Origin of the sequence: Ruthenibacterium intestinale, from assembly GCF_040096265.1 — a bacterium.
In the GTDB taxonomy this organism is placed as follows: domain Bacteria; phylum Bacillota; class Clostridia; order Oscillospirales; family Ruminococcaceae; genus Ruthenibacterium; species Ruthenibacterium komagatae.
Genome location: NZ_JBBMFA010000101.1, coordinates 83,799 through 102,452 on the forward strand (window position 1 = coordinate 83,799; position 18,654 = coordinate 102,452).

Sequence of the window (18,654 nt, forward strand, 5' to 3'; positions counted from 1 at the left end):
CCGCATGGGATCCGATCGCAAAGGAGCGTCCTATGAAAAACAGAGAAATTATTGAACGAATTTTGCAATACCATCCGGCCATGCCCGATTACCAGGGCTGTGACGGCTACAAAAGCGGAGATCCGGACGCGGAATGCACCGGCGTTGTATGTGCGCTGGTACCCACGGTAGAAGTGATACGCAAAGCGGCGGCGCTGGGTGCCAATCTGCTCGTTGTTCATGAGCCGATCTACTACATGACGCCGGATTTTCCCCAGTGGCGCGGCCCTTTTGAAAACCGGGTATACGAAGAAAAACGGGCCCTTTTACGCCAGACGGGCATCACGGTCTGGCGCGATCACGATCATCTGCATGCCCATCGACCGGACGGAATCTTTACGGGTGTGCTGAAATATCTGGGCTGGGAAACGTATTATCATCCCGAGACCACCAAGGTTCCCTTTTGCTATCCCTGCGATTTGCTGCCGACCACCGTGGCGGAACTACGCCGCTTTTTGATGGAGAAACTGCATTTGAACGGCCTGCGGTACATCGGAAATCCGGATGCTATGGTGAGCCGCGTGGCGCTGTGCGCACATTTGTATCCGGGCGGCTTTTGTCCCTCGCCGCCGGGCGATGTCTACGCGGACTACGCAACGCTTCTGATAGGGGAGATGGAGAAGGAGAATGGCATCGAAGTGCTGATTCCCGGTGAAATCATCGAATGGGACATTCTCTCTTACATTCGCGATGCGGCGGCGCTCGGGAAAAACAAAGCCTGCATGAACATCGGACACTTCAACCTGGAGGAGCTGGGAATGCGTTTTATGGCGGATTGGCTGCCGGATTTGACGGACGGCACCGTGTCCGTGACGTATGTGCCCACCGGGGACATCTTTCGATACGGATAACGAGGAGGCAAATCAATTGGAAGCGTGGGAGCAACAATACAAAGCGATTCTGGACGAGATGGAAAAGCACCCGGCGCTGCAGGATCTGGCCGGCGGCGAGCCCAGGCCCATGGTGTGGTACAAACAACGGCTGGACAGCTGCCGGTGCGGCGGCGGATACCCCTATTTTATGTATTTGAAAAAGGGGCGGTCCCGCAAGCTGCTGGTCTTCATGATCGGCGGAGGTCTGTCCTTCAACGAGGAGACGGCCCGCGGCCCCGGCACGTTGAAACGAATTTTACAGGGAAAAGCCGGCTTTTATACCGATGAAGTGCAGCCGGGCAACGAGCGCTGGTTCTTTCGCAACCCCGACAATCAGGGGATTTTTACCCTGCGGGAGGACAACGTGTTTGCGGATTGGAACATTGCCATGGTCAATTACGGCACCGGTGATTTTCACGTGGGACAAAACGACTTTCCCTACACCGACGAAGATGGCCGGCCGCAGGTGCTGCACCACTGCGGTTATGTCAATTTTAAAGCGTGTCTTGCACGCATACGGGAGTGGTTCCCCCATCCGGACAAGCTGCTGATTGCCGGTGAGAGCGCCGGCGCCTTTGCGGTTCCGGCCGTGGCCGGGGACATTGTGGAAGCCTACCCCGATTGTGCGGAGATCACCATCTGTTCCGACAGCGCGCTGCTCTTATCGGATCGCTGGCCCCAGATTGTCCGCGAAGTGTGGAACGCGCCGGAGCATATTGCCCAAGGCGTCCGGACGAACAACATCCTGGTGGATTTTTACCGGCAGCTGGCCGGTCGGCTGGGAGACAGAGCACGGTATCTGTTCTGCTGCGGCGTGGGTGATGTTGCTCTGACCAGCTTTCAAAACTATTTTGACACAGGGGTGCAGGCCTATACCCCGGAGGGCGCCGAGCGCATGGGAAGGGCGCTGACTCGTCAGGTGGAGCAACTGCGGGCGCTGGGGGTTCCCTTCGGATTTTACATCCATCCCTTCAAGCAACCTGACGGCCTGACGCAGCACATGACTCTGGCGGCCAGCACCTTCATCGAGGGACGCGTGGAAGGCGTGTCTCCCATGCAGTGGCTGAACGACGCCGTAAACGGACGCCTTTACAGTGTCGGGTGCAGGCTTTTGCCCCGCTGACGGGCGTTTTGACACAAACCAATTATGAAAGGGAGAACGATCAATGGCGGATATTTCTATGAGCTTTTTTTCGCAGAAAATGGCGCGTCACGTGACCATCCAAGTGTTTTTGCCCTTTGACATTGCCCCCATGTGGGGATTTCGAGAGCCGTTCAAGACGCTGTATTTTCTTCCCGGTTACAGCGCCAATGCACAGAGCATTGTCTCCAGTACCATTCTGGCCGAACGCGTGTTTGCCAAGGGGTTTGCTGTGGTCATTCCGGACGGGGAAAATTCCTTTTACACCGATCAGGAGGACATCAACACGTTCTACGAACAATTTGTGTCGCAAGAACTGGTGGAGGTTACCCGCAAGCTGTTCCCACTGTCCCGCAGGCGGGAAGATACTTACATCGGCGGCATCTCCATGGGCGGGTTCGGCAGTTTGATGCTGGGCAGCCGTCACATGGATACGTTCAGCAAGATTCTGGCCCTTTCTCCGGCCACCAATCCATACAGACCCAATCTGCTGGAAAGTGGGTTTACAAAGGCGCAGCTGGACCGGTATTTCAAAAGCGAAGATTACTACCGGGCGCACTACCATCCGGCCAACAATTTGAAAAAGGCCAGAGAAGCGGGCCGGACGCTGCCGGACATCTTCCTTTGCTGCGGTGAACAGGACCCGCTCACCTATGAGATGGACCGCGAGTTCGCAGAGGAGATGAAGCGGGAAGGCATTCCGGTGACCACGCAGTGGGGCGCGGGAACCCACGATCCTCTGTACTGGAACACGTTGCTGCCCGCGGCGATCGATTTCATGCTGCGGGAGTGACGGCCCGACGCCTTGAACCGGGAGGAAGAATATGAAAAAACTGGGCTTTGGGTTGATGCGTCTGCCGCTGCTGAACGCAGACGATCCGAAGAGCATTGACCGGCAGGCGGTATGCCGCATGGCGGATCTGTTTTTGGAACGGGGCTTCGGCTATTTCGACACCGCCTACCCCTACCACGACGGATTGAGTGAGGTCGTTTTTCGGGAGGCGGTCGTCAAACGCCATCCGCGCGGCAGCTATACCATTACGGATAAGCTCCCGCTGTATCTGCTTCAAAGCGAGGCGCAGATGGAGCCCATCTTTCGGCAGCAGCTGGAGCGGCTGGGGCTGGATTGCATCGATTATTACTGGCTGCACAATGTGGGAACGGCCAGTTATGCCACGGCCGGGCAACTGGGTGCATTTGAATTTTTGTGCGAAAAAAAAGAACAGGGACAGGTTCGGCACATCGGATTTTCCTTCCACGACCGGGCCGATCTGCTGGACCGGGTCCTGACCGAGCACCCCGAGATGGAATTCGTCCAGCTGCAGCTGAATTATCTGGATTGGGAGGATGCCAACATTCAGGCGCGGCTGTGCTATGAGACGGCGGTCCGCCACGGAAAGCAGATCCTTGTCATGGAGCCCGTCAAAGGGGGAACGCTGGCGTCGTTGCCTGAAGAAGAGATGGCGCTTTTGCGCCGGCACCGTCCGGATTTGTCCGCGGCCGGCTGGGCGCTTTTGTTTGCGGCAAGCCGCGAACAGGTGATGACGGTGCTCTCCGGAATGAGCGATGAACGACAGATGAAGGAAAATCTTCGCGTTGTGGAAGAACAGCCTCCGCTGACCGGCGAAGAGGAACAGACGCTGCTGCAGGTGGCGGAGCATCTGCGGACGAAGATTGCCATTCCCTGCACGGCGTGCCGGTATTGCGTGGCCGGATGCCCCAAGCATATTGCGATTCCGGACTATTTTTCTCTGTACAACAATCTGCGCCGCTTTGGTCCGCAACAGCGGGACAATGTGGGCGCTTATTATGAGAATCTGACGCAGACCCACGGAAAAGCCTCCGACTGTGTGGGATGCGGCGCCTGCGAGGCGCACTGCCCTCAGCATCTGTCCATTCGAAACTATTTGAAACAGACGGCGGATGCGCTGGAACGGAATCTGGATTTTTAAGGAGGATTCGGTATGAAAAACGGACTGATTACCCGTGCGGATGACTTCGGTTCCGGGCAGGCGGCCAATGCGGCCATCCTGGAGGCTCTGGCCGCAGGCTGCTTGATTCGCAATGTATCCTGCATGGCCGTGGGACCTGCTCTGGAGCAGGGCGCCCCGGAGCTGGCGCGTCTGTGCGGCAATGTGGATGTGGGCCTGCATTTTACCTTGAATTCGGAATGGGACACCGTCCATTGGACCCCTTGCGCCCCGAAGGAGAACATCGGCGCGCTTCTGGACGAACGGGGACAGTTTTACCAGACGCGACAGGGCCTGGCGCAGGCCCATGTGCCCATGGAGGAAATTCTGCTGGAGCTGAACGCGCAGCTGGAGCGCCTCACGGCCTTGGGTCTGCCGGTTTGCTATGTGGATGCCCATATGGCACCGGACGCGTCCATCCCGGGCCTTTCCGGAGAGCTGCGCGCCTGGGCCGCGGACAAGGGCCTGTTGTATGTGCGGGATTACTACTGCTTCCCGCCAGCGGGCATGCCGGCGTTCGGCCCTTCGGAAACGATCTATCAGAACCACGTGGAGCGCTGGCTGGACAGTTTTGTGGAGGGAGCGCAGTACGTGTATTTTCAGCATCCGGCCCGCTTGAGCGACGAGACTATGGCCTTCTTCAATGGACAGTTCCCGCCGGGCGTGGTGGCTTGGGAGAGAGAACTGGAATACCGTTCGGCAATTTCCTCTGTCTGGAACCAGCGGCTGCGGGAACGGGACATTGCCTTGCTGCGTTATCGGGATGCCCGCACGCCGGAACGGAAGAGAAACGGCATCGATACCGATTTTTAGGGGGAAATCTATGAAACATCGAGTTTTTGCACTGGACGATCACACCTGGCGTATTCAGGAATACGACGACCAGATCTGTGTGTACATGTATCTTCTGGAAGGAGAGCGGGAAGCCGCGCTGATCGATACGGGTATGGGGATGATCGATCTTCGCAATCTGGCGGAGTCGCTGACCCAAAAACCGTTGAAAGTCCTGAATACGCACGGCCATTTTGATCACGCCAGGGGCAATTCCGCGTTCGACTGCTCTTTTATTCACGAAGAGGACATACCGGTGTATCGGGCATATTGCGGCGGTGAACTGCAAACGTTTTTTCCGCAATATTCCTTTCCAGCCCCCACGGACAGGCTCGCGGCCATGCACGACGGCGACGTCTTCGACCTGGGCGGGCGCACGCTCCAGATCATCCATACACCGGGCCACACCGTGGGATCGGTTTGCATTCTGGATCGGGAGCGGCGCTGGCTCTTTACAGGCGACACCTGCTGCAAAGCGGACGTGCTGCTGAATCTTCCCTATGCCGCCAGCGTGGAACAGTACAGGAACAGCATGGCCAGGCTGCAGCGGCTTCGCTCCTGCTATGACATAACGTGGCCCGCCCATCATCAGGTCCCGGTCCGCCCGGAGATTTTGGACCAGTTCCTGCAGGCGGCACAGCTGCTTTGCGGCAAACAGGCGGAAGGGGATTCTCTGAACACGGTTTTTGGTCCCTGCAAACGCTTTGCGATCGGGGAAATTGCGGTTGTGTATTGATCATCACAAATGTACGAACAAAAGCTTTATTCAATATCATTTAATTGAAGCAAGTTTAAAATAAGGTGTGACCTAGTAGGTAATACTTTTTTGCGCAGATAGTATATAGTGTTTGAAACTTTATCCGACAGCTCATAACTCGAAGGTCATTGGTTCAAATCCTGCCTCCGTAACCACATTGTGCGACCAAAAAAGATATCGCACCGAAAAAGCCCGAAACCATGCGGTTTCCGGGCTTTTTTCGTGCCCGGTTTTGACTGCACAAAAAAAGATATCTTCCCGCCCTTCACTCGTGTGGTGAGGACTTGAACTAAATCTGACCGGTTTTGAGCCTCTTTTTTGGCCCAAAACGATAATAAATATTGATCTACTCAAAAAATAAAATGTTAAATTTTTGTGAACAATGTGGTTTGTACCAAAATGTAGTACAAACCACTGATTTTCTTTTTGGAGCATAGTGGCCGTCACCCATCACTGGGTGGCGGCCTTTTTTATTTGCAAAATATATATTCAATCGACTGGAGGTCTTTAGGATGGATCAGCAAATGAAGCCGTTGAGCCCATATTTTTCGGAGCTTTCGCTTCGCCTTAGCAAAGAAGGCTACACGGTCCACATAGGCGAAACCGACTGTCTGTCAGCGGACTGGCAAGGTCTCCCTCTCTGCCGGATCACAGCGGACGGAGGCGTTCGCTACTGGCAGGAGGATGTAGCGACGCCGGAACGGGAACGGGCCTGTGAGCGAGCCACCGATCTGGCCTGCACCGTGCGGGAGTACATGACGCTGCTGGAACAGGCTCCGCCCCTGCAAGCCCAAAGCCTGACCGGTGACTACCGTCTGCTGGCTGACTTCAATGGAGCCGTGCTGGCCGCCCATCCCACCCGGCTTGGCGTCCAATTCGTCACATGGGACTGGAGCTTCGACCGCACAGGTCTCAACCAGGGCAATTACTTTCAGGAAAACTATGTAGGTGCCAAGCAGGACTTCGCCATCCGCGCCGGCCTCATTTCCAAACAGCAGATCTTCAATCAGGAGCAGCTTATCGAAATCTACCGGTGCTGCTCTGACACCTTAGACGCTGGTTTTGATTTGACTGCCGAGCAGGAAAAGTGCATCCGGGGCGTTCAGGAGCAGATTGCCATTGCAGCTCCCGATGCCCTGGATCGCATAAGGGAGCAGGAGCAGCACCCCATGGAACCCTACAACCAGGAACCGATCATGTAATATTCAAGCGCCGGAGTTTTAGAAATAAGACTCCGGCGCTTTTTTGCTTTACTGAAAGGAGCACACCACCAATGACACGCTACTTCATGCGGGATACACCGCTGTGCCAGATGGAACAGCAGATGATGACCCCGCCCTATTTCAAGCCCAGGGGCCATGGCCGATACTCTCCCGGTTTCCAATATAGCAGAGATGACATGGAGTGCCCATACTGCATGAACTTCAGACGCAATCATCCCTGCCCGTTGGAGCAGTGCGTCTGTCTGGATGAACGGATCGTGGCCGGTGCGATTGATCTCAACGAATTTGTCAGGGATTGCTTCTTCCCTGAAGCGGGAGTGCAGCTTCAGGCCCGCTTAGAGAGAAGTTTCAATGGCTGCTCCATTGGATTTTTCCTGAGCGACAGTCATCGGGAGCGTTGGCAGCACTGGCGTGCGCGCTGCTATCGAATGTCAGGCCGTAATCTGGCCGCGCTGTTTCTCCTCACGGCGTATGAGGATATCTGGCGCAGGATGATCTGCAAGTTTGATGCCCGCGGATTTGACTTCCAGTCCGTCCAGCTTTCCGGCATCCAGCCGGAACTGTACAGTGTTTACCAGGCAGCCAAAGCCATCTCCACCGGCAGCCACAATATTACTCTTGCCGATCTCGCATCCCCCGAATTGGTCACAGATGAGGCGTTCCACCTGATTGTCTGCGCTCTGCTTCTGGCCAAGTACGGAGATGTGATTTTGAATTTTGAAGGAAAGTAAGGTGATGCAATGTGATGATGGAAGCAGTTCTGAGCAACGCCGACCACCCGGAATACGGTGTTGCGACGATTCCTCTTCCTATTCCCAGAAATCAATACGACCACTGCGTTGCGCTGTTGGAGGCACTGGAGATCGGCGATGCCTCTGAAGCCGACTGCCGCTTGGACTCGCTCGACAGTGCCTGGCCTGTGCTGAATCGGCTGGTATGCACCAAGGTCAACCTTGATGAGTTGGACTATCTGGCAAAGCGGCTGGACAGCTTTACTGTGGGCGAGTTTTCGCAATTTCAGGCGATGGCTGAAAAGCTGAATCTCACCAGCATGAAGGATCTCATCAACCTGACCTTCTGCTGCCAGCAGGCGACGGTGATCACGGACTTCACAAATTTGAAAGAGGTTGGCCGTGATCACTACATGAACATCCATGGCGGGTGTGCCAGCATGGAAGAACTGGAACAGCTGGACGGAGTGGAAACCGCTGTCCTGTTGATTGAGGACAATGAGGGGACTATCACCCGCTACGGAGTGGTCTATGACAACGGCATGCAGCTTTCACAGCTCTATGATGGAAAACATCTGCCCTGCTACCACTATGAGGCCGATATGACTGCTGTCGGGATATCCTCCCGGTGGGAGCCGGAGAACAGCAGGAATGTGACCTGGATCTATCTCCCTGCATCAAAAGGACAAATTGAGCGCGCCATGCAGCGTTCCGGCATTGCTGACCCAAAGGATATGCGCCTCTTTATAGCTGACAGTTCATTCCCAGAGGAAGTGGATGTAGCACTGGACTTCCAGTGCGATAACATCCACGAACTCAATGAGCTGGCGCTGGTTGTGGAGAAGTTTTCGATTCATGACCGCAAGAAGCTGGGGGCAGCAGTAAGCATGGCCAAGCCGGAAAACGCCAGCCAGATCCGCCGTCTGGCGGAAAACATGGATCTGTTTGAATTCGCCCCCGGTGCGCACACCCCCGCGGAGTACGGGAAATACATGATCCAGAAATCCGGCCATTTTGAGTATGACCCCAATCTGGACGAGTTTTATGACTACGAGCGGTATGGCCTGCAGCACATGGACTATCAGTCGGGCGTGTTTACCGACCGAGGCTACATCGCCTATGTTGGCACAGTAGATCTGGAGGAACTGATGGCAGAAGATCCGGTGGATCAGTGCCAGCGGGAACAGGGGGTTCAGATGGGAGGAATGACATGATCCAACTTTTCATGAAACGAAGTGGGAGTCCTGTCATTGTCCCGCTCAATTTGCCCGCCTCTCATGACGCCATGACAGAAGCGGGCAGCCAGCTTGATGAGGCCAGCAGAGCAGGAAAAACAGAGATCGTCGAGATCAAAAGCGTGATCGCTAATCTGCCGTCGTACCTCGGCGGACTCGATCCTGATTCCAGAATGCAGCTTGCACAGCTGAATCAGCTTTCGAGCATCATTGCCAAAATGGACTCCCGCGAACGGAACATCTATGCCGGCGCCTTGGATGGCAACAGCATCAATGATCTGAACGATATGATTCGTGTGGCGGAACAGGTGTCGGACTACATTCTCATCCCTAATGTAAACTCGGATGTGACGCTTGGCCGATATGTCGCTGTTGCCGGTCAGATTCAAGGTGACCCCAGATTCCCCGAAGCGGCCTGGCCCTACCTGGACTTCGCGAAAATCGGCGCAGAATACTATGCCGAGCATGGCGGCGCCTATACCTATGCGGGCTATGTGCTCCGCAAGCAGGATGATGAGCTTGTCAGAGAGAAAAAATCGAAGATCCAGCTTGACCTCTCCTCTTCCCAAGCGCAAGTGAGTGTCTGCCTTCCGGCAACGAAGGAAGAATTGGAGCGAGTAAAAAGAACACTGGGAATTGATTGTTTTGCAGAGGCAGCCGTAACCAAGGTGTTGTTTTCCGTTCCCTATATGGACGAGCACATTCCCACCACAGGGGTCTGCGTGGCAGATGCAAACGAATTGGCTTGGGCCATTGAGGGGATGCAGTGTGAAGATGATGAACTGCTGAAATATCTGTCGGTTCTTTCTGTGGAGCAGCCGGGGACTATGCAGGAGGCTCTCCGCTGTGCCATGAATCTGGACGACTATGAGCGCATTCCGGAGGACACTTACGAATACGGGCAAGCAGTCCTTCGGCGCATCGGTGCTGATGACGAGCTGATTGATACCATCGACGGATATATGGATTTTGAGAAGCTGGGTGAGGACACTATGGCGGAGGAAGGAGTCCGGCGAACCGAGTTTGGCCTGATCCGCCGATGCAGCAGCCCCTTCGCTGAGGAAACCCAGGCGATGGAGATGGGAGGCCTTTCCTAATGCCCCGTGAAACCGATCTGCTCCGCGTAAAGCTGGTGGCGCACACCCTCCTCGATGTGCAGATCCAGGAAACGGCCCTCTCCCCGGTGATCGTCAGCCACCCTTTCACATCTTCTGGGATTTCCGCACTTCGGAATGAGGATGGGAGCCTCTCCATGGTCGACCTGATCAACAATTCGGATGACTGCACAAGGTGGCGCAGAAAGGTTGGAGAGCAGATCGACAGCGCCGAAAATGTCCATCAGATCTTCGTACTGCTCAACCCGCCCTATTATCTGACTTTTATCAAATTTGCCGCCTCCGCTCTCTCAGAGAAGGATCTGGGACAGCTCTTATCCACCGCCTGGACCCAGGAGGAATGCCCCAATCAGGACTGCAATGTGAGCAAACGAGAACTGGTGGCCTTGTTCCGATCCGTCCCTCCGGAGTTCCTGATGGACGAGGAGGAGCGCGCCGCACACCAGGCGCTGGAGGATACGGTGACGGTCTATCGGGGCGTTACCCCCTACAACGCCAAAAATATCAGTGCGTTGTCCTGGACACTGGACCGGAAAACGGCGGACTGGTTCGCCCACCGCTTTGGTGAGGAGGGAACGGTGTATGAAGCGCAGATTCGGAAGGAACACATCCTGGCTCTGTTCACAGGCAGGAATGAAAGCGAGGTCATCGTAGACCCGCGGCACTTGGAACAGATCATGGAGTCCCCGGAGCCGGGATTTGATATGCAAATGACCTGAACGACATGATCCGATGATTGGGAGGAATGTAAATGAAGAAGAAAATCATGATCACAGTAGCATCTCTGGCAGCACTGGGAGCCGCTGTCGCTGGCTATCTCCACTTCTCCGGCAGGACGCCTTTTGGTCATAGCTATTTCCGCTGACCTGTGGTATTGTTCCGCATGAGGAGGTGAAGCAAATGACCATTTCTTTATCGGAACAGTTGGAGAGTGACATCAAAGCATATCTTCACAAGACTTTTGGGACATATTTCTCCAGCCTTGATGAAAGATTTGCCGCAGATATTAAGGAAGATGTCATCAACGCATCGGATTTCCATCATGGATATTACAACGATGATGACATCTCCATCGCATTCCAGCGAGTAACCCTGGGGAGGATGGGACATCCTGATTGGCAAATTTACCACTCCTGTACGGATACGGAGGTGAATACCATGAAGCAGAATGTAAAAGTAAATACACCGATTCACATCAGGCCCGCTTCTCTCGAGGAAGCGGGCCTCTTCTATTCGGAACTCGATGAGACCGCCGACGAGAGGCTGGGCACGGTCGGCCATGTCCGGATGGACTTTGGATCTTCCGGAAAAGGATTCTACCACACCTGGTGGCCCCACAACGATGACCAGTTCAACACCGAGGAATTCAAGGGTGAGCTTCAGGAAGTCGTGGATGTGCTTCGGGCTGATGGGCCGCTCAAGGATCTGGCCTCGATGAGAAGCTACTGCTACCGGAATGGAGGTGAGATCACCGAAGACGGCCGGTGCTATGGCTATGTCGTGGACACCGAGCATTACCGCTACTGCCTCCGCTGCACCCCTTCCCCTGGCGACTACCAGGGGTATCTCTACTGCTACGACCTGCGCCAGCAGCAGATGGCCCAGCAGGCAAAGCCTGTGGGCCGGGTCACCTTCGCCGATGGCAGCCGGATGGACTACACCGACGCACAGGAATATCTCCGGTGCATCCAGAAGGAACTGCCTCAGCATTCGGTCACGGGCTTCCGCTATGAGACGCTGACGGATGACCCGGTTGTTCGCAAGCAGGTGGACGATATCCTTTTCGACCTGTATGGCGAAGAAAATCCGCAATCCCTGACGGACTATGAAAATAGCTCTGGCCAGGGTATGAAGATGGGAGGAATGTAAATGTCTGTACCCAAAGAATGGTTGAGCTTTCTCCGAGAGCAGTTTCCCGCAGGCTCAAGGATCAAGCTCAGAGAGATGAAAGACCCCTATGCCCCGCTGGAGCCGGGCAGTACGGGGACTCTGGACCACATCGACGACGCCGGGCAGTTCCACATGATATGGGACAATGGCAGAACCCTGGCGCTGACCATCGGAGAGGACAGCTTCTCTGTCCTGCCGCCCGAGCCCACCACGCTGAAGCTGTATATGCCTCTGACCGCAGATCTCTACATCCGCAACGAGTATGGGGAGATGGAGGATGACAGTACTCTGCTGGACGGAAGATCGCTGCGGGCCTATGAAGGCGAGATCCTCAGAGCTCTGATCAACAACCGGATGCCGGAAGAATCCGAGAGCGGCATCATGCACTGGTATGGCGAGGATGACAGCGTCAACCAGAAGGTCAAATCCGCCGTGTTCACCGTCGAGGATCGGAACGGCCAACTCTGGGGTGTTGCCGAGTGCCGCGTGGTTGGCACCCTCACCCCGGAGGAACTGACCACCCTGAAAGAGTATATCTCCGGACAGGCGTCGGATGGCTGGGGCGAGGGCTTCGAACAGCGGGAGATCTGCGCCGGCGACGATGAGCTGTATGTCCATCTGTGGAGCGTGGAGGATGATTGGGACATCCAGACCGAGGCGGAACGCTTCGCGCCCAGAGTGGCGGAGGGGCTGCCGGAGATGTGCTTCTCGACTCTCAAGTCCACCGGTGACCTCATCTGTATCCGCCGGGGCGAGTCCGGCTACTACCCCTCCGATTGGGACACCGGCGACAAGGAGCAGAATGTGGAGCTGGCGGATACGATGAATGAAAAGCTGGGAGTCAGCCCCATCCAGCGCCAGGCTATGGAAGTGGGCAGTATGTGTGGCTGGGATGTCCCCGGTGCCGACCCCGCCAAATATGAGGAGGACTACAGGCCCCAGATGGGAGGGATGACCCTTGAATGAAGTGTTCCGCGTGGAGCTGTTCGGAGAGAAAACGGATCGGTGGTGTGAGCTGGAGCTTCCGGCTACCTACTATGGCCTTTCGGACGCACTGGACAAGCTCCAAATGACATTGGGCGACAAGCCGAGGTGGGAATTCCTTGAACACCATGGTTTTCAGTTCCTCCATGTCCATCTGACCCATGAATGCGATCTGTATCAGCTCAATGCGCTGGCAACCTGCCTGGGACAGATGAACGGCAGAGAAAGAACTGCCTTCGAAGGGCTGTTCAACATGGAGGTGGCAAAAAAATACGGTCCCATCAGCGTTGCCACCATGATCGACCTGGCCTACAGCGCAGACTGCTGCCATGTGGTCAACGCCACGACGGACGAGCAGCTCGGCAGGTTCTATGCGGAGAACGATTTCATCCCTGCTCTGGAAAAAGTTCCGGATTCCATCTTCGAGTATCTTGACTTTGAGATGCTCGGAAGAAAAGCCAGGTTTGAGGAGGGCGGCGTTTTCGCAAGCGGCGGTTATGTCACGCAGCACACCGAGCTGAAGCAGGTATATGACAGCCTGGCCTTGATTCCCGAAGCGCCGGAATACGGCATCCGCCTGATGGTCGGCAGGTATCCCTTCCACTCCAATGAGCAGCCGGATAACATGATGTACCTGGATCTGCCCGCCACACAGGAACGGCTGGATGCCGTGCTGGAGGCTTGCGGAGGCGCCTTCTGGTCGGAAATGGTCTTCCGGGTGGAGGACAGCGCGATGCCTGCGCTTCTGGAAAACACGGACTGCAACGATATCCATGGACTGAACGAGTTGGCCAAATGCTTCAAGGAGCTGAGCGCACAAGGAGAACTTTCCAAATTCAAGGCAGTTATCCTTGCGGCGGATTGTCACGATATTGCTGCCGCTGTCCAGATTGCGGAAAATCTGGATGACTACCTGCTCGAGCCTGATCAGCGAAACCCCGAGGAGGTGGCCGTAGAGGAGCTTCGCTTCATTGTGGACGAGCATTCCCGGTCCATTCTGCAGAAGCACGTCGTCCTCTACAACTATGGTCAGGATGTCATGGCAGCACACAACGCTCTGCTTACCCCCTACGGGCTGATCCAGCGCAGAGATGGCGAACCGATCCGCAGTGAAGAAACACAGGCAGAGAATGCCGGAATGGAGATGATGTGATGACTGATTTCGCAGAGCTGACGTCGCTCCCTGGTACAGATCGTGAACGGTCATGGCTTGAACGCCGCCTGACCTTTCTGAGTGAGAAAGAAAAATACATCGTCAGCGCCATCATCATCGGCAGGCAGCCCGCCTCCATGGCGGAAGCCATCAATCAACTGCTCACCATAGGGGACTATGAGGTCTGCTTTCCCGCTGGAAGCTACCGCGAATTAGGTGAATTCTATCTTCGGCATGAGGCAAAGCTGCCGGACAATGCGTTCCCCTATGTGGACTTTGAGCAGTTTGGATGGCTGTACGAGGACAAGCATCCCGGATTGTTCATCGGAAATTGCTTCGTGGTTTATCCCTCTGCGCCGGCAACGCAGCATTACGCGAATCAAAACGATACTATCCCCGAAGACAACGATTGGAGTCTCATGGTAAAACTTGCCTCACCGTCAGTTCCGGAAGGTGTATGGTTGCGCCTGCCGGATTGCTCCCGCATCAACGGTGGCAGACCGGATGAAGTTGCCGTGGTTCTGGATACGCTGAAAGTGCGGAGTCTGGAGAGCTGTGTTCTGCTGAATGCTATTTGTAGTCTGCCGGAAGCGGGCAATATCATGGCGCAGTATTCTGACCCCGTCGAACTGGTCAACGATGGTGATGACCTGGGGTATGTTTTGGATGAGCAGGGTCAGGGAATGCCAAACTTTATGGAAAAGTTTTTCGCGGCGCTGGAATACGAGGGCTGTCGAAGCCTTCGGTTTGCCCTTGATATCTCCCAGAATCTTCACTGCTATGAGTGGGTGTCACGCAATAATCTGAAGGACTTCGGCAAAGCAAGGCTGCGGGAGAGCGGCGTATCGCCAGAGCTGATCGACTCCGGTTATATCGACCTGGATGCCTACGCCGCCGATTTGCTGGAGAGCGAAGGATATACCTTGACCAACGATAAAAGTGCGTATATTGCGCGAAATGACAAGGAATTCATATATGAACGCAGTACCCCGGAGGAGGCGGGGATGACAATGCATTAAGCTGGTTTTAGGGGCCGTTACCCGAAAGGGACTGACGGCCCCTGCTTTTTTTGCGCTCTTTCCGGGTAACTGTCCCGGAAAGGAGTCTTCATGACGACTGACAACCTTATCGCCAAGCACCTGAAGGAGTATCACCGCGGAGAGCTGAGAGTCGTCCCCAGCCGTGAGCTGGAGGCCGCTTTTCAGATTCGCGGACCTGATCTTCGCCGCACGATCAACTGCCTGCGCGGGGATGGCATCCCCATTTGCAGCTCTGATTCCGGCTATTATTACGCCGACACCGAGGAGGAACTGCGGAGGACGATCCGGCAGCTTCGAAGCAGGATCAAGAAGATCGCCCATGCGGAGCGCGGCCTCACCAAAGCGTTGGAGCAATTTACCGACAGCGGCCAGATATCCCTCCCCCTGGATGGAGGTGATACCGCTTGAAAAGCTTCATCCCCTGGGTGGGAGGCAAAAGCAAGCTGCTCTGGCTGATCCATAAGCTGTCCCCCTCGCGCTATTCCCGGTTTATCGATGTGTTCGGCGGCAGCGGGACAGTGACATTGAGCCGCCCGATCCAGCAGGGATGCATGGAGGTTTATAACGATTTCAACGGCGACCTGACCAATCTGTTCTGCTGTGTCAAAAACAGAACTATGGCGCTCCTTTTGGAGCTTGGCTTTCTGCCGCTGAACACCCGTGATGACTTCAATGTGCTGTATAAGTTCTTCTCCCGCGAGGAATTCACCGATGACTATCTGGACGAGGAGATGGAGCTGACTCAGCGGTATCTGGAACCGCCGGATGCCAAAACCATCCGAAGGATGATGCTGGAACGGGCGCCTCGCGGAGATGTGCGGCGAGCCGCCGACTATTTCAAGCTCATCCGGTACAGCTTCAGCGGCGGCGCAAAATCCTTTGCTGGAAAATCCTGCGACATCCGCCGCTTTTTCCATCTGGTCTGGGAGTGTTCCCGCAGGCTGGCCGATGTTGTGGTGGAGAACAAGGACTGCGTCGACCTCATCCGCCAATATGACCGGGAAGACGCATTCTTCTACTGTGACCCGCCTTACTACGATGCGGAGGACTGCTATGCGGTGGTCTTTCCCAAGGAAGACCACCAGCGCCTCCACGATGCGCTTCTGGAGTGCCAGGGGTTTGTAATGGTTTCCTACAACTACTGCCCCTTCATCGTAGATCTGTACAAGGAGTTTTACATCTTCTACACCACACGCCCCAACAGCATGTCTCAGAAGGCCGGAAGTGAATACGAGGAGATCGTCATCACCAACTACGATCCCCGCCTCTATAACTCCGCAAGGCATTGGCAGCTCAGCATTTTCAATCTGTCAGCTGCGGAGGAAGACGACGGGCGCTACACGCTGATCCACGAACCGAAAACAAAATCTGATAAAACGGAGGAATGAAGATGACCTTTATCAAGTACACCAACGACGGCAAGGCTGTCATTCAGCCTGCGGCCCTCACCCTGAGTGGTCTGGAGCAGGAGGAAACGCTGGAGATGCATACCCTGGAAAACGCCATTGTCCTGCTCAAGCAGGAGATGGAGCCGGTGGAGAAAGCCGCCGCTATGATGGCGCTGATTCGGCTGACCAACAGCCTGTGGGCGGATATGATGGCCGGATGGGAGGATCAGGAGGGCGATGCGGACCCGTGCGGCGGTTGTTCTGGCTGCGGCGAGGATATGCTGCCCATTCCTGCGGAGGCCTTTGCGGATGCCGGCATCCTGCACGACAACCTCTGTGTGGTCAGCGTGGACGGCGCTGTTCTGGTGGTGTCCGATGACCGCAAGACCAAGTGGGCGGCCGAGCTGGACAAGAGCCTGGAACAGCTCGGCATCGACAGAGCCGGTTTTGAGAAGCTGGTCAAGGCAGTCATGGAGCCGGATGAGGACGAGGGCGATGACTAAGGATCACGCTTATCTCTATCTCGGCTCTGTTTCCGAGGCCAGGCGGCAGAACGAACTGGCCCTTTGGCGTGCAAGCCATCTGGAGAACATCGCCTGTAAGCAGGCCATCGAGGAGGCCATCCGCAGGGGCTTTGACGGGATGCACCTGAGCCACGACTGCGCCAGGGGCGTCATCGAGGACTTTGGCTTCAAGCGTGTGGGATGGGTGCTGGCCGCCACCATTCAGCTGAAGCCGGAGGATGGACGCTTCAGCCGCCGGAACAAGGAATGGGCCGCCGCAGCCTTCATCCCTCCCAGCGACCGGAACCATGAGTTTATGGTAGAAAGTCACGCCGGTGTTCTGGACATCTTCGTGAATGAGTTTCGGGAAGCCCAGGATGCGCTTGGGATGTTTACGCGCTCCCACTGTGACGATATGACCGGGCAGGAGCTGGAAGGCAAGGTATTGGTCATGAGTCCCATGACTTTGAAGGAGTCCTATTGGGCTCCCGAAAACCAGCTCTGGCTGGCGACCGGCGGGTTTGGCTGCGCCCCCAACGCCGCGGGCCGAGCGGTATATGCCACCTGCCTCGGCGACGGAGAGCAGACCCGGTGGAACCGCAGCGACTTCATCGGCATTCTCCGGGAGGAGCATCTGCCCGACTGGGCCAGAGAAAGCCTGAAGCAGATCCGGCAGGAAGATCCCGCCGAATCTCCCGATATGACCACCCCAACCATGTGAGTGAAAGGAGCTTGATTACCATGGCAACAACCAAGAAGAAACAGCAGGAAGCCACCACGCCCCAGGTGGAGGCGCGGATCGACCGTCTGATGGACGGAGATTTCAAGACCAAAGCCTTTGCCAGCGCCACCATCGGCGGTGCCTTTGCCGTCCACGGCATCCGGGTCATCGAGTCGGACAAGGGCCGTTTCATCTCCATGCCCCAGGACTCCTACAAGAAAAACGGTGAGACCAAGTACAACGACACCTTCCATGCCATCACCGCCGAAGCCCGGAACGCTCTGGTGGACGCCGTCAACGACGCCTACGAGCAGAAGCTCCAGGAGCAGCAGGAGCAGAAAGGCGACGCTCCCGACCAGACCATGAGCCAGCAGATGTGAGCCGCTCGCCCGGAAGGGAGGTGATGTGATTTTGGTCCGCTTCACAATAGACAATCGAAACCGCCTGATCTTCTATGGCAACATGGTGGGCTATGTGAAGGATGACGCCGCTGTTGTGGACGAGATGTTCCAGACGGATGAGCTGTCCCACTACCTGGCCCGGCTGAATCTGACGCCTCAGTGGAAGGAAGGCGTATTTGACCGCCTTGCAGCCGGAGAGGCGCCCGGCGAGGAGCTGGGGCAGCCGCAAAAAGGCTGCCGCATCTGGCAGCTCCGGAAAGGCGTGGATGTCACCATGCGCTTTATCGGATATGAGGATCTGATAAAGCGGTTCGGAGAACCGGACGCAGACAATTATACGCAGGTCTTTGACGGCGATCTGGGTACCAACGATTTGGAGCAGATCTACGCCATCTGCCGGGACAGCCCGCCTCCCGGATATCAGGGCTACCGGATGGCTCTGTCCGATGTGGTGGAGCTGTACGATGATTCCGGCAGCGAGTTCTTCTACTGCGACCGCGTTGGATTCCGTCCCATCCAGTTCGACCAGCATCAGGAGCAGAACGAATGCCACGAAATGACTATGTAGTCTGGGAGGATAGCCGCCCGGATTTTCCTTTGCCCAGCCGAGGCCGGGGGCCTCCCCAAGTGCGTCCAACGATCTCTTTCCAGCCAACACAC

21 protein-coding genes are annotated in these 18,654 nt (G+C 55.8%); all 21 read left to right on the forward strand.

Annotated elements, in window-relative coordinates:
- The first annotated feature begins 32 nt into the window (after window positions 1–32).
- The 21 genes from WMO24_RS11650 (at window position 33) to WMO24_RS11750 (ending at window position 18,562) form a co-directional block, all read left to right on the forward strand.
- On the forward strand, window positions 33–890 hold the full coding sequence (locus WMO24_RS11650) for a Nif3-like dinuclear metal center hexameric protein (RefSeq protein ID WP_349216613.1): 858 nt from the start codon (window positions 33–35) through the stop codon (window positions 888–890).
- Window positions 891–906: 16 nt separating this feature from the next.
- On the forward strand, window positions 907–2,034 hold the full coding sequence (locus WMO24_RS11655) for a pectin acetylesterase-family hydrolase (protein WP_349216614.1): 1,128 nt from the start codon (window positions 907–909) through the stop codon (window positions 2,032–2,034).
- 43 nt (window positions 2,035–2,077) lie between these two features.
- Window positions 2,078–2,845: an alpha/beta hydrolase gene (locus WMO24_RS11660; RefSeq protein ID WP_349216615.1), complete on the forward strand. Its 768-nt coding sequence runs from the start codon at window positions 2,078–2,080 to the stop codon at window positions 2,843–2,845.
- 31 nt (window positions 2,846–2,876) lie between these two features.
- Entirely contained in the window at window positions 2,877–4,004 is a 1,128-nt protein-coding gene (locus tag WMO24_RS11665; protein ID WP_349216616.1) for an aldo/keto reductase, read from the forward strand.
- Window positions 4,005–4,016: 12 nt separating this feature from the next.
- Window positions 4,017–4,835 (forward strand): carbohydrate deacetylase, encoded by an 819-nt coding sequence (locus WMO24_RS11670; RefSeq protein ID WP_349216617.1) that lies wholly within the window; start codon window positions 4,017–4,019, stop codon window positions 4,833–4,835.
- 10 nt (window positions 4,836–4,845) lie between these two features.
- Window positions 4,846–5,589, forward strand: a complete 744-nt coding sequence (locus WMO24_RS11675; protein ID WP_349216618.1) for an MBL fold metallo-hydrolase — start codon at window positions 4,846–4,848, stop codon at window positions 5,587–5,589.
- Between the two features lie 533 nt (window positions 5,590–6,122).
- Window positions 6,123–6,812, forward strand: a complete 690-nt coding sequence (locus WMO24_RS11680; protein WP_349216619.1) for a hypothetical protein — start codon at window positions 6,123–6,125, stop codon at window positions 6,810–6,812.
- A 71-nt stretch (window positions 6,813–6,883) separates the two neighbouring features.
- On the forward strand, window positions 6,884–7,564 hold the full coding sequence (locus tag WMO24_RS11685) for a hypothetical protein (RefSeq protein ID WP_349216620.1): 681 nt from the start codon (window positions 6,884–6,886) through the stop codon (window positions 7,562–7,564).
- A gap of 14 nt (window positions 7,565–7,578) precedes the next feature.
- Window positions 7,579–8,778: an antirestriction protein ArdA gene (locus WMO24_RS11690; protein WP_349216621.1), complete on the forward strand. Its 1,200-nt coding sequence runs from the start codon at window positions 7,579–7,581 to the stop codon at window positions 8,776–8,778.
- On the forward strand, window positions 8,775–9,896 hold the full coding sequence (locus tag WMO24_RS11695; RefSeq protein WP_349216622.1) for a DUF6329 domain-containing protein: 1,122 nt from the start codon (window positions 8,775–8,777) through the stop codon (window positions 9,894–9,896). Before WMO24_RS11690 ends, WMO24_RS11695 begins: the two co-directional genes overlap by 4 nt.
- Window positions 9,896–10,633 carry a hypothetical protein gene (locus tag WMO24_RS11700; protein ID WP_118427311.1) on the forward strand — a complete coding sequence of 246 codons (738 nt, stop codon included), beginning with the start codon at window positions 9,896–9,898 and terminating at the stop codon, window positions 10,631–10,633. Before WMO24_RS11695 ends, WMO24_RS11700 begins: the two co-directional genes overlap by 1 nt.
- A 181-nt stretch (window positions 10,634–10,814) precedes the next feature.
- Window positions 10,815–11,783 carry a hypothetical protein gene (locus tag WMO24_RS11705; protein ID WP_349216623.1) on the forward strand — a complete coding sequence of 323 codons (969 nt, stop codon included), beginning with the start codon at window positions 10,815–10,817 and terminating at the stop codon, window positions 11,781–11,783.
- Window positions 11,784–12,770 carry a DUF4314 domain-containing protein gene (locus tag WMO24_RS11710; protein WP_349216624.1) on the forward strand — a complete coding sequence of 329 codons (987 nt, stop codon included), beginning with the start codon at window positions 11,784–11,786 and terminating at the stop codon, window positions 12,768–12,770. It begins immediately after the preceding gene.
- The gene (locus WMO24_RS11715) at window positions 12,763–13,941 is read left to right on the forward strand and encodes a hypothetical protein (RefSeq protein WP_494338178.1); all 1,179 of its coding nucleotides are present in this window, start codon (window positions 12,763–12,765) and stop codon (window positions 13,939–13,941) included. Before WMO24_RS11710 ends, WMO24_RS11715 begins: the two co-directional genes overlap by 8 nt.
- Window positions 13,941–14,960, forward strand: coding sequence for a hypothetical protein (locus WMO24_RS11720; RefSeq protein WP_349216625.1), 1,020 nt, complete (start codon window positions 13,941–13,943; stop codon window positions 14,958–14,960). Before WMO24_RS11715 ends, WMO24_RS11720 begins: the two co-directional genes overlap by 1 nt.
- 90 nt (window positions 14,961–15,050) lie before the next feature.
- A complete protein-coding gene (locus tag WMO24_RS11725; RefSeq protein ID WP_349216626.1) occupies window positions 15,051–15,389 on the forward strand; it encodes a hypothetical protein in 339 nt (112 codons plus the stop codon).
- On the forward strand, window positions 15,386–16,369 hold the full coding sequence (locus WMO24_RS11730; protein WP_349216627.1) for a DNA adenine methylase: 984 nt from the start codon (window positions 15,386–15,388) through the stop codon (window positions 16,367–16,369). The genes WMO24_RS11725 and WMO24_RS11730 overlap by 4 nt, the downstream gene beginning before the upstream one ends.
- Before the next feature lie 2 nt (window positions 16,370–16,371).
- On the forward strand, window positions 16,372–16,872 hold the full coding sequence (locus WMO24_RS11735) for a hypothetical protein (RefSeq protein ID WP_349216628.1): 501 nt from the start codon (window positions 16,372–16,374) through the stop codon (window positions 16,870–16,872).
- Window positions 16,865–17,593 carry a DUF3849 domain-containing protein gene (locus tag WMO24_RS11740; protein WP_349216629.1) on the forward strand — a complete coding sequence of 243 codons (729 nt, stop codon included), beginning with the start codon at window positions 16,865–16,867 and terminating at the stop codon, window positions 17,591–17,593. Before WMO24_RS11735 ends, WMO24_RS11740 begins: the two co-directional genes overlap by 8 nt.
- Window positions 17,594–17,613: 20 nt before the next feature.
- On the forward strand, window positions 17,614–17,973 hold the full coding sequence (locus WMO24_RS11745) for a SpoVG family protein (protein WP_349216630.1): 360 nt from the start codon (window positions 17,614–17,616) through the stop codon (window positions 17,971–17,973).
- 31 nt (window positions 17,974–18,004) lie between these two features.
- Entirely contained in the window at window positions 18,005–18,562 is a 558-nt protein-coding gene (locus tag WMO24_RS11750; protein WP_349216631.1) for a YodL domain-containing protein, read from the forward strand.
- Window positions 18,563–18,654 lie beyond the last annotated feature (92 nt).

What these genes read in the sequence shown, in the direction of transcription:
- WMO24_RS11650 (WP_349216613.1), top strand. Translation starts at nt 33, where the DNA reads ATGAAAAACAGAGAAATTATTGAACGAATTTTGCAATACCATCCGGCC.
- WMO24_RS11660 (WP_349216615.1), top strand. Translation starts at nt 2,078, where the DNA reads ATGGCGGATATTTCTATGAGCTTTTTTTCGCAGAAAATGGCGCGTCAC.
- WMO24_RS11665 (WP_349216616.1), top strand. Translation starts at nt 2,877, where the DNA reads ATGAAAAAACTGGGCTTTGGGTTGATGCGTCTGCCGCTGCTGAACGCA.
- WMO24_RS11670 (WP_349216617.1), top strand. Translation starts at nt 4,017, where the DNA reads ATGAAAAACGGACTGATTACCCGTGCGGATGACTTCGGTTCCGGGCAG.
- WMO24_RS11675 (WP_349216618.1), top strand. Translation starts at nt 4,846, where the DNA reads ATGAAACATCGAGTTTTTGCACTGGACGATCACACCTGGCGTATTCAG.
- WMO24_RS11680 (WP_349216619.1), top strand. Translation starts at nt 6,123, where the DNA reads ATGGATCAGCAAATGAAGCCGTTGAGCCCATATTTTTCGGAGCTTTCG.
- WMO24_RS11685 (WP_349216620.1), top strand. Translation starts at nt 6,884, where the DNA reads ATGACACGCTACTTCATGCGGGATACACCGCTGTGCCAGATGGAACAG.
- WMO24_RS11690 (WP_349216621.1), top strand. Translation starts at nt 7,579, where the DNA reads ATGATGGAAGCAGTTCTGAGCAACGCCGACCACCCGGAATACGGTGTT.
- WMO24_RS11695 (WP_349216622.1), top strand. Translation starts at nt 8,775, where the DNA reads ATGATCCAACTTTTCATGAAACGAAGTGGGAGTCCTGTCATTGTCCCG.
- WMO24_RS11700 (WP_118427311.1), top strand. Translation starts at nt 9,896, where the DNA reads ATGCCCCGTGAAACCGATCTGCTCCGCGTAAAGCTGGTGGCGCACACC.
- WMO24_RS11705 (WP_349216623.1), top strand. Translation starts at nt 10,815, where the DNA reads ATGACCATTTCTTTATCGGAACAGTTGGAGAGTGACATCAAAGCATAT.
- WMO24_RS11710 (WP_349216624.1), top strand. Translation starts at nt 11,784, where the DNA reads ATGTCTGTACCCAAAGAATGGTTGAGCTTTCTCCGAGAGCAGTTTCCC.
- WMO24_RS11720 (WP_349216625.1), top strand. Translation starts at nt 13,941, where the DNA reads ATGACTGATTTCGCAGAGCTGACGTCGCTCCCTGGTACAGATCGTGAA.
- WMO24_RS11725 (WP_349216626.1), top strand. Translation starts at nt 15,051, where the DNA reads ATGACGACTGACAACCTTATCGCCAAGCACCTGAAGGAGTATCACCGC.
- WMO24_RS11735 (WP_349216628.1), top strand. Translation starts at nt 16,372, where the DNA reads ATGACCTTTATCAAGTACACCAACGACGGCAAGGCTGTCATTCAGCCT.
- WMO24_RS11740 (WP_349216629.1), top strand. Translation starts at nt 16,865, where the DNA reads ATGACTAAGGATCACGCTTATCTCTATCTCGGCTCTGTTTCCGAGGCC.
- WMO24_RS11745 (WP_349216630.1), top strand. Translation starts at nt 17,614, where the DNA reads ATGGCAACAACCAAGAAGAAACAGCAGGAAGCCACCACGCCCCAGGTG.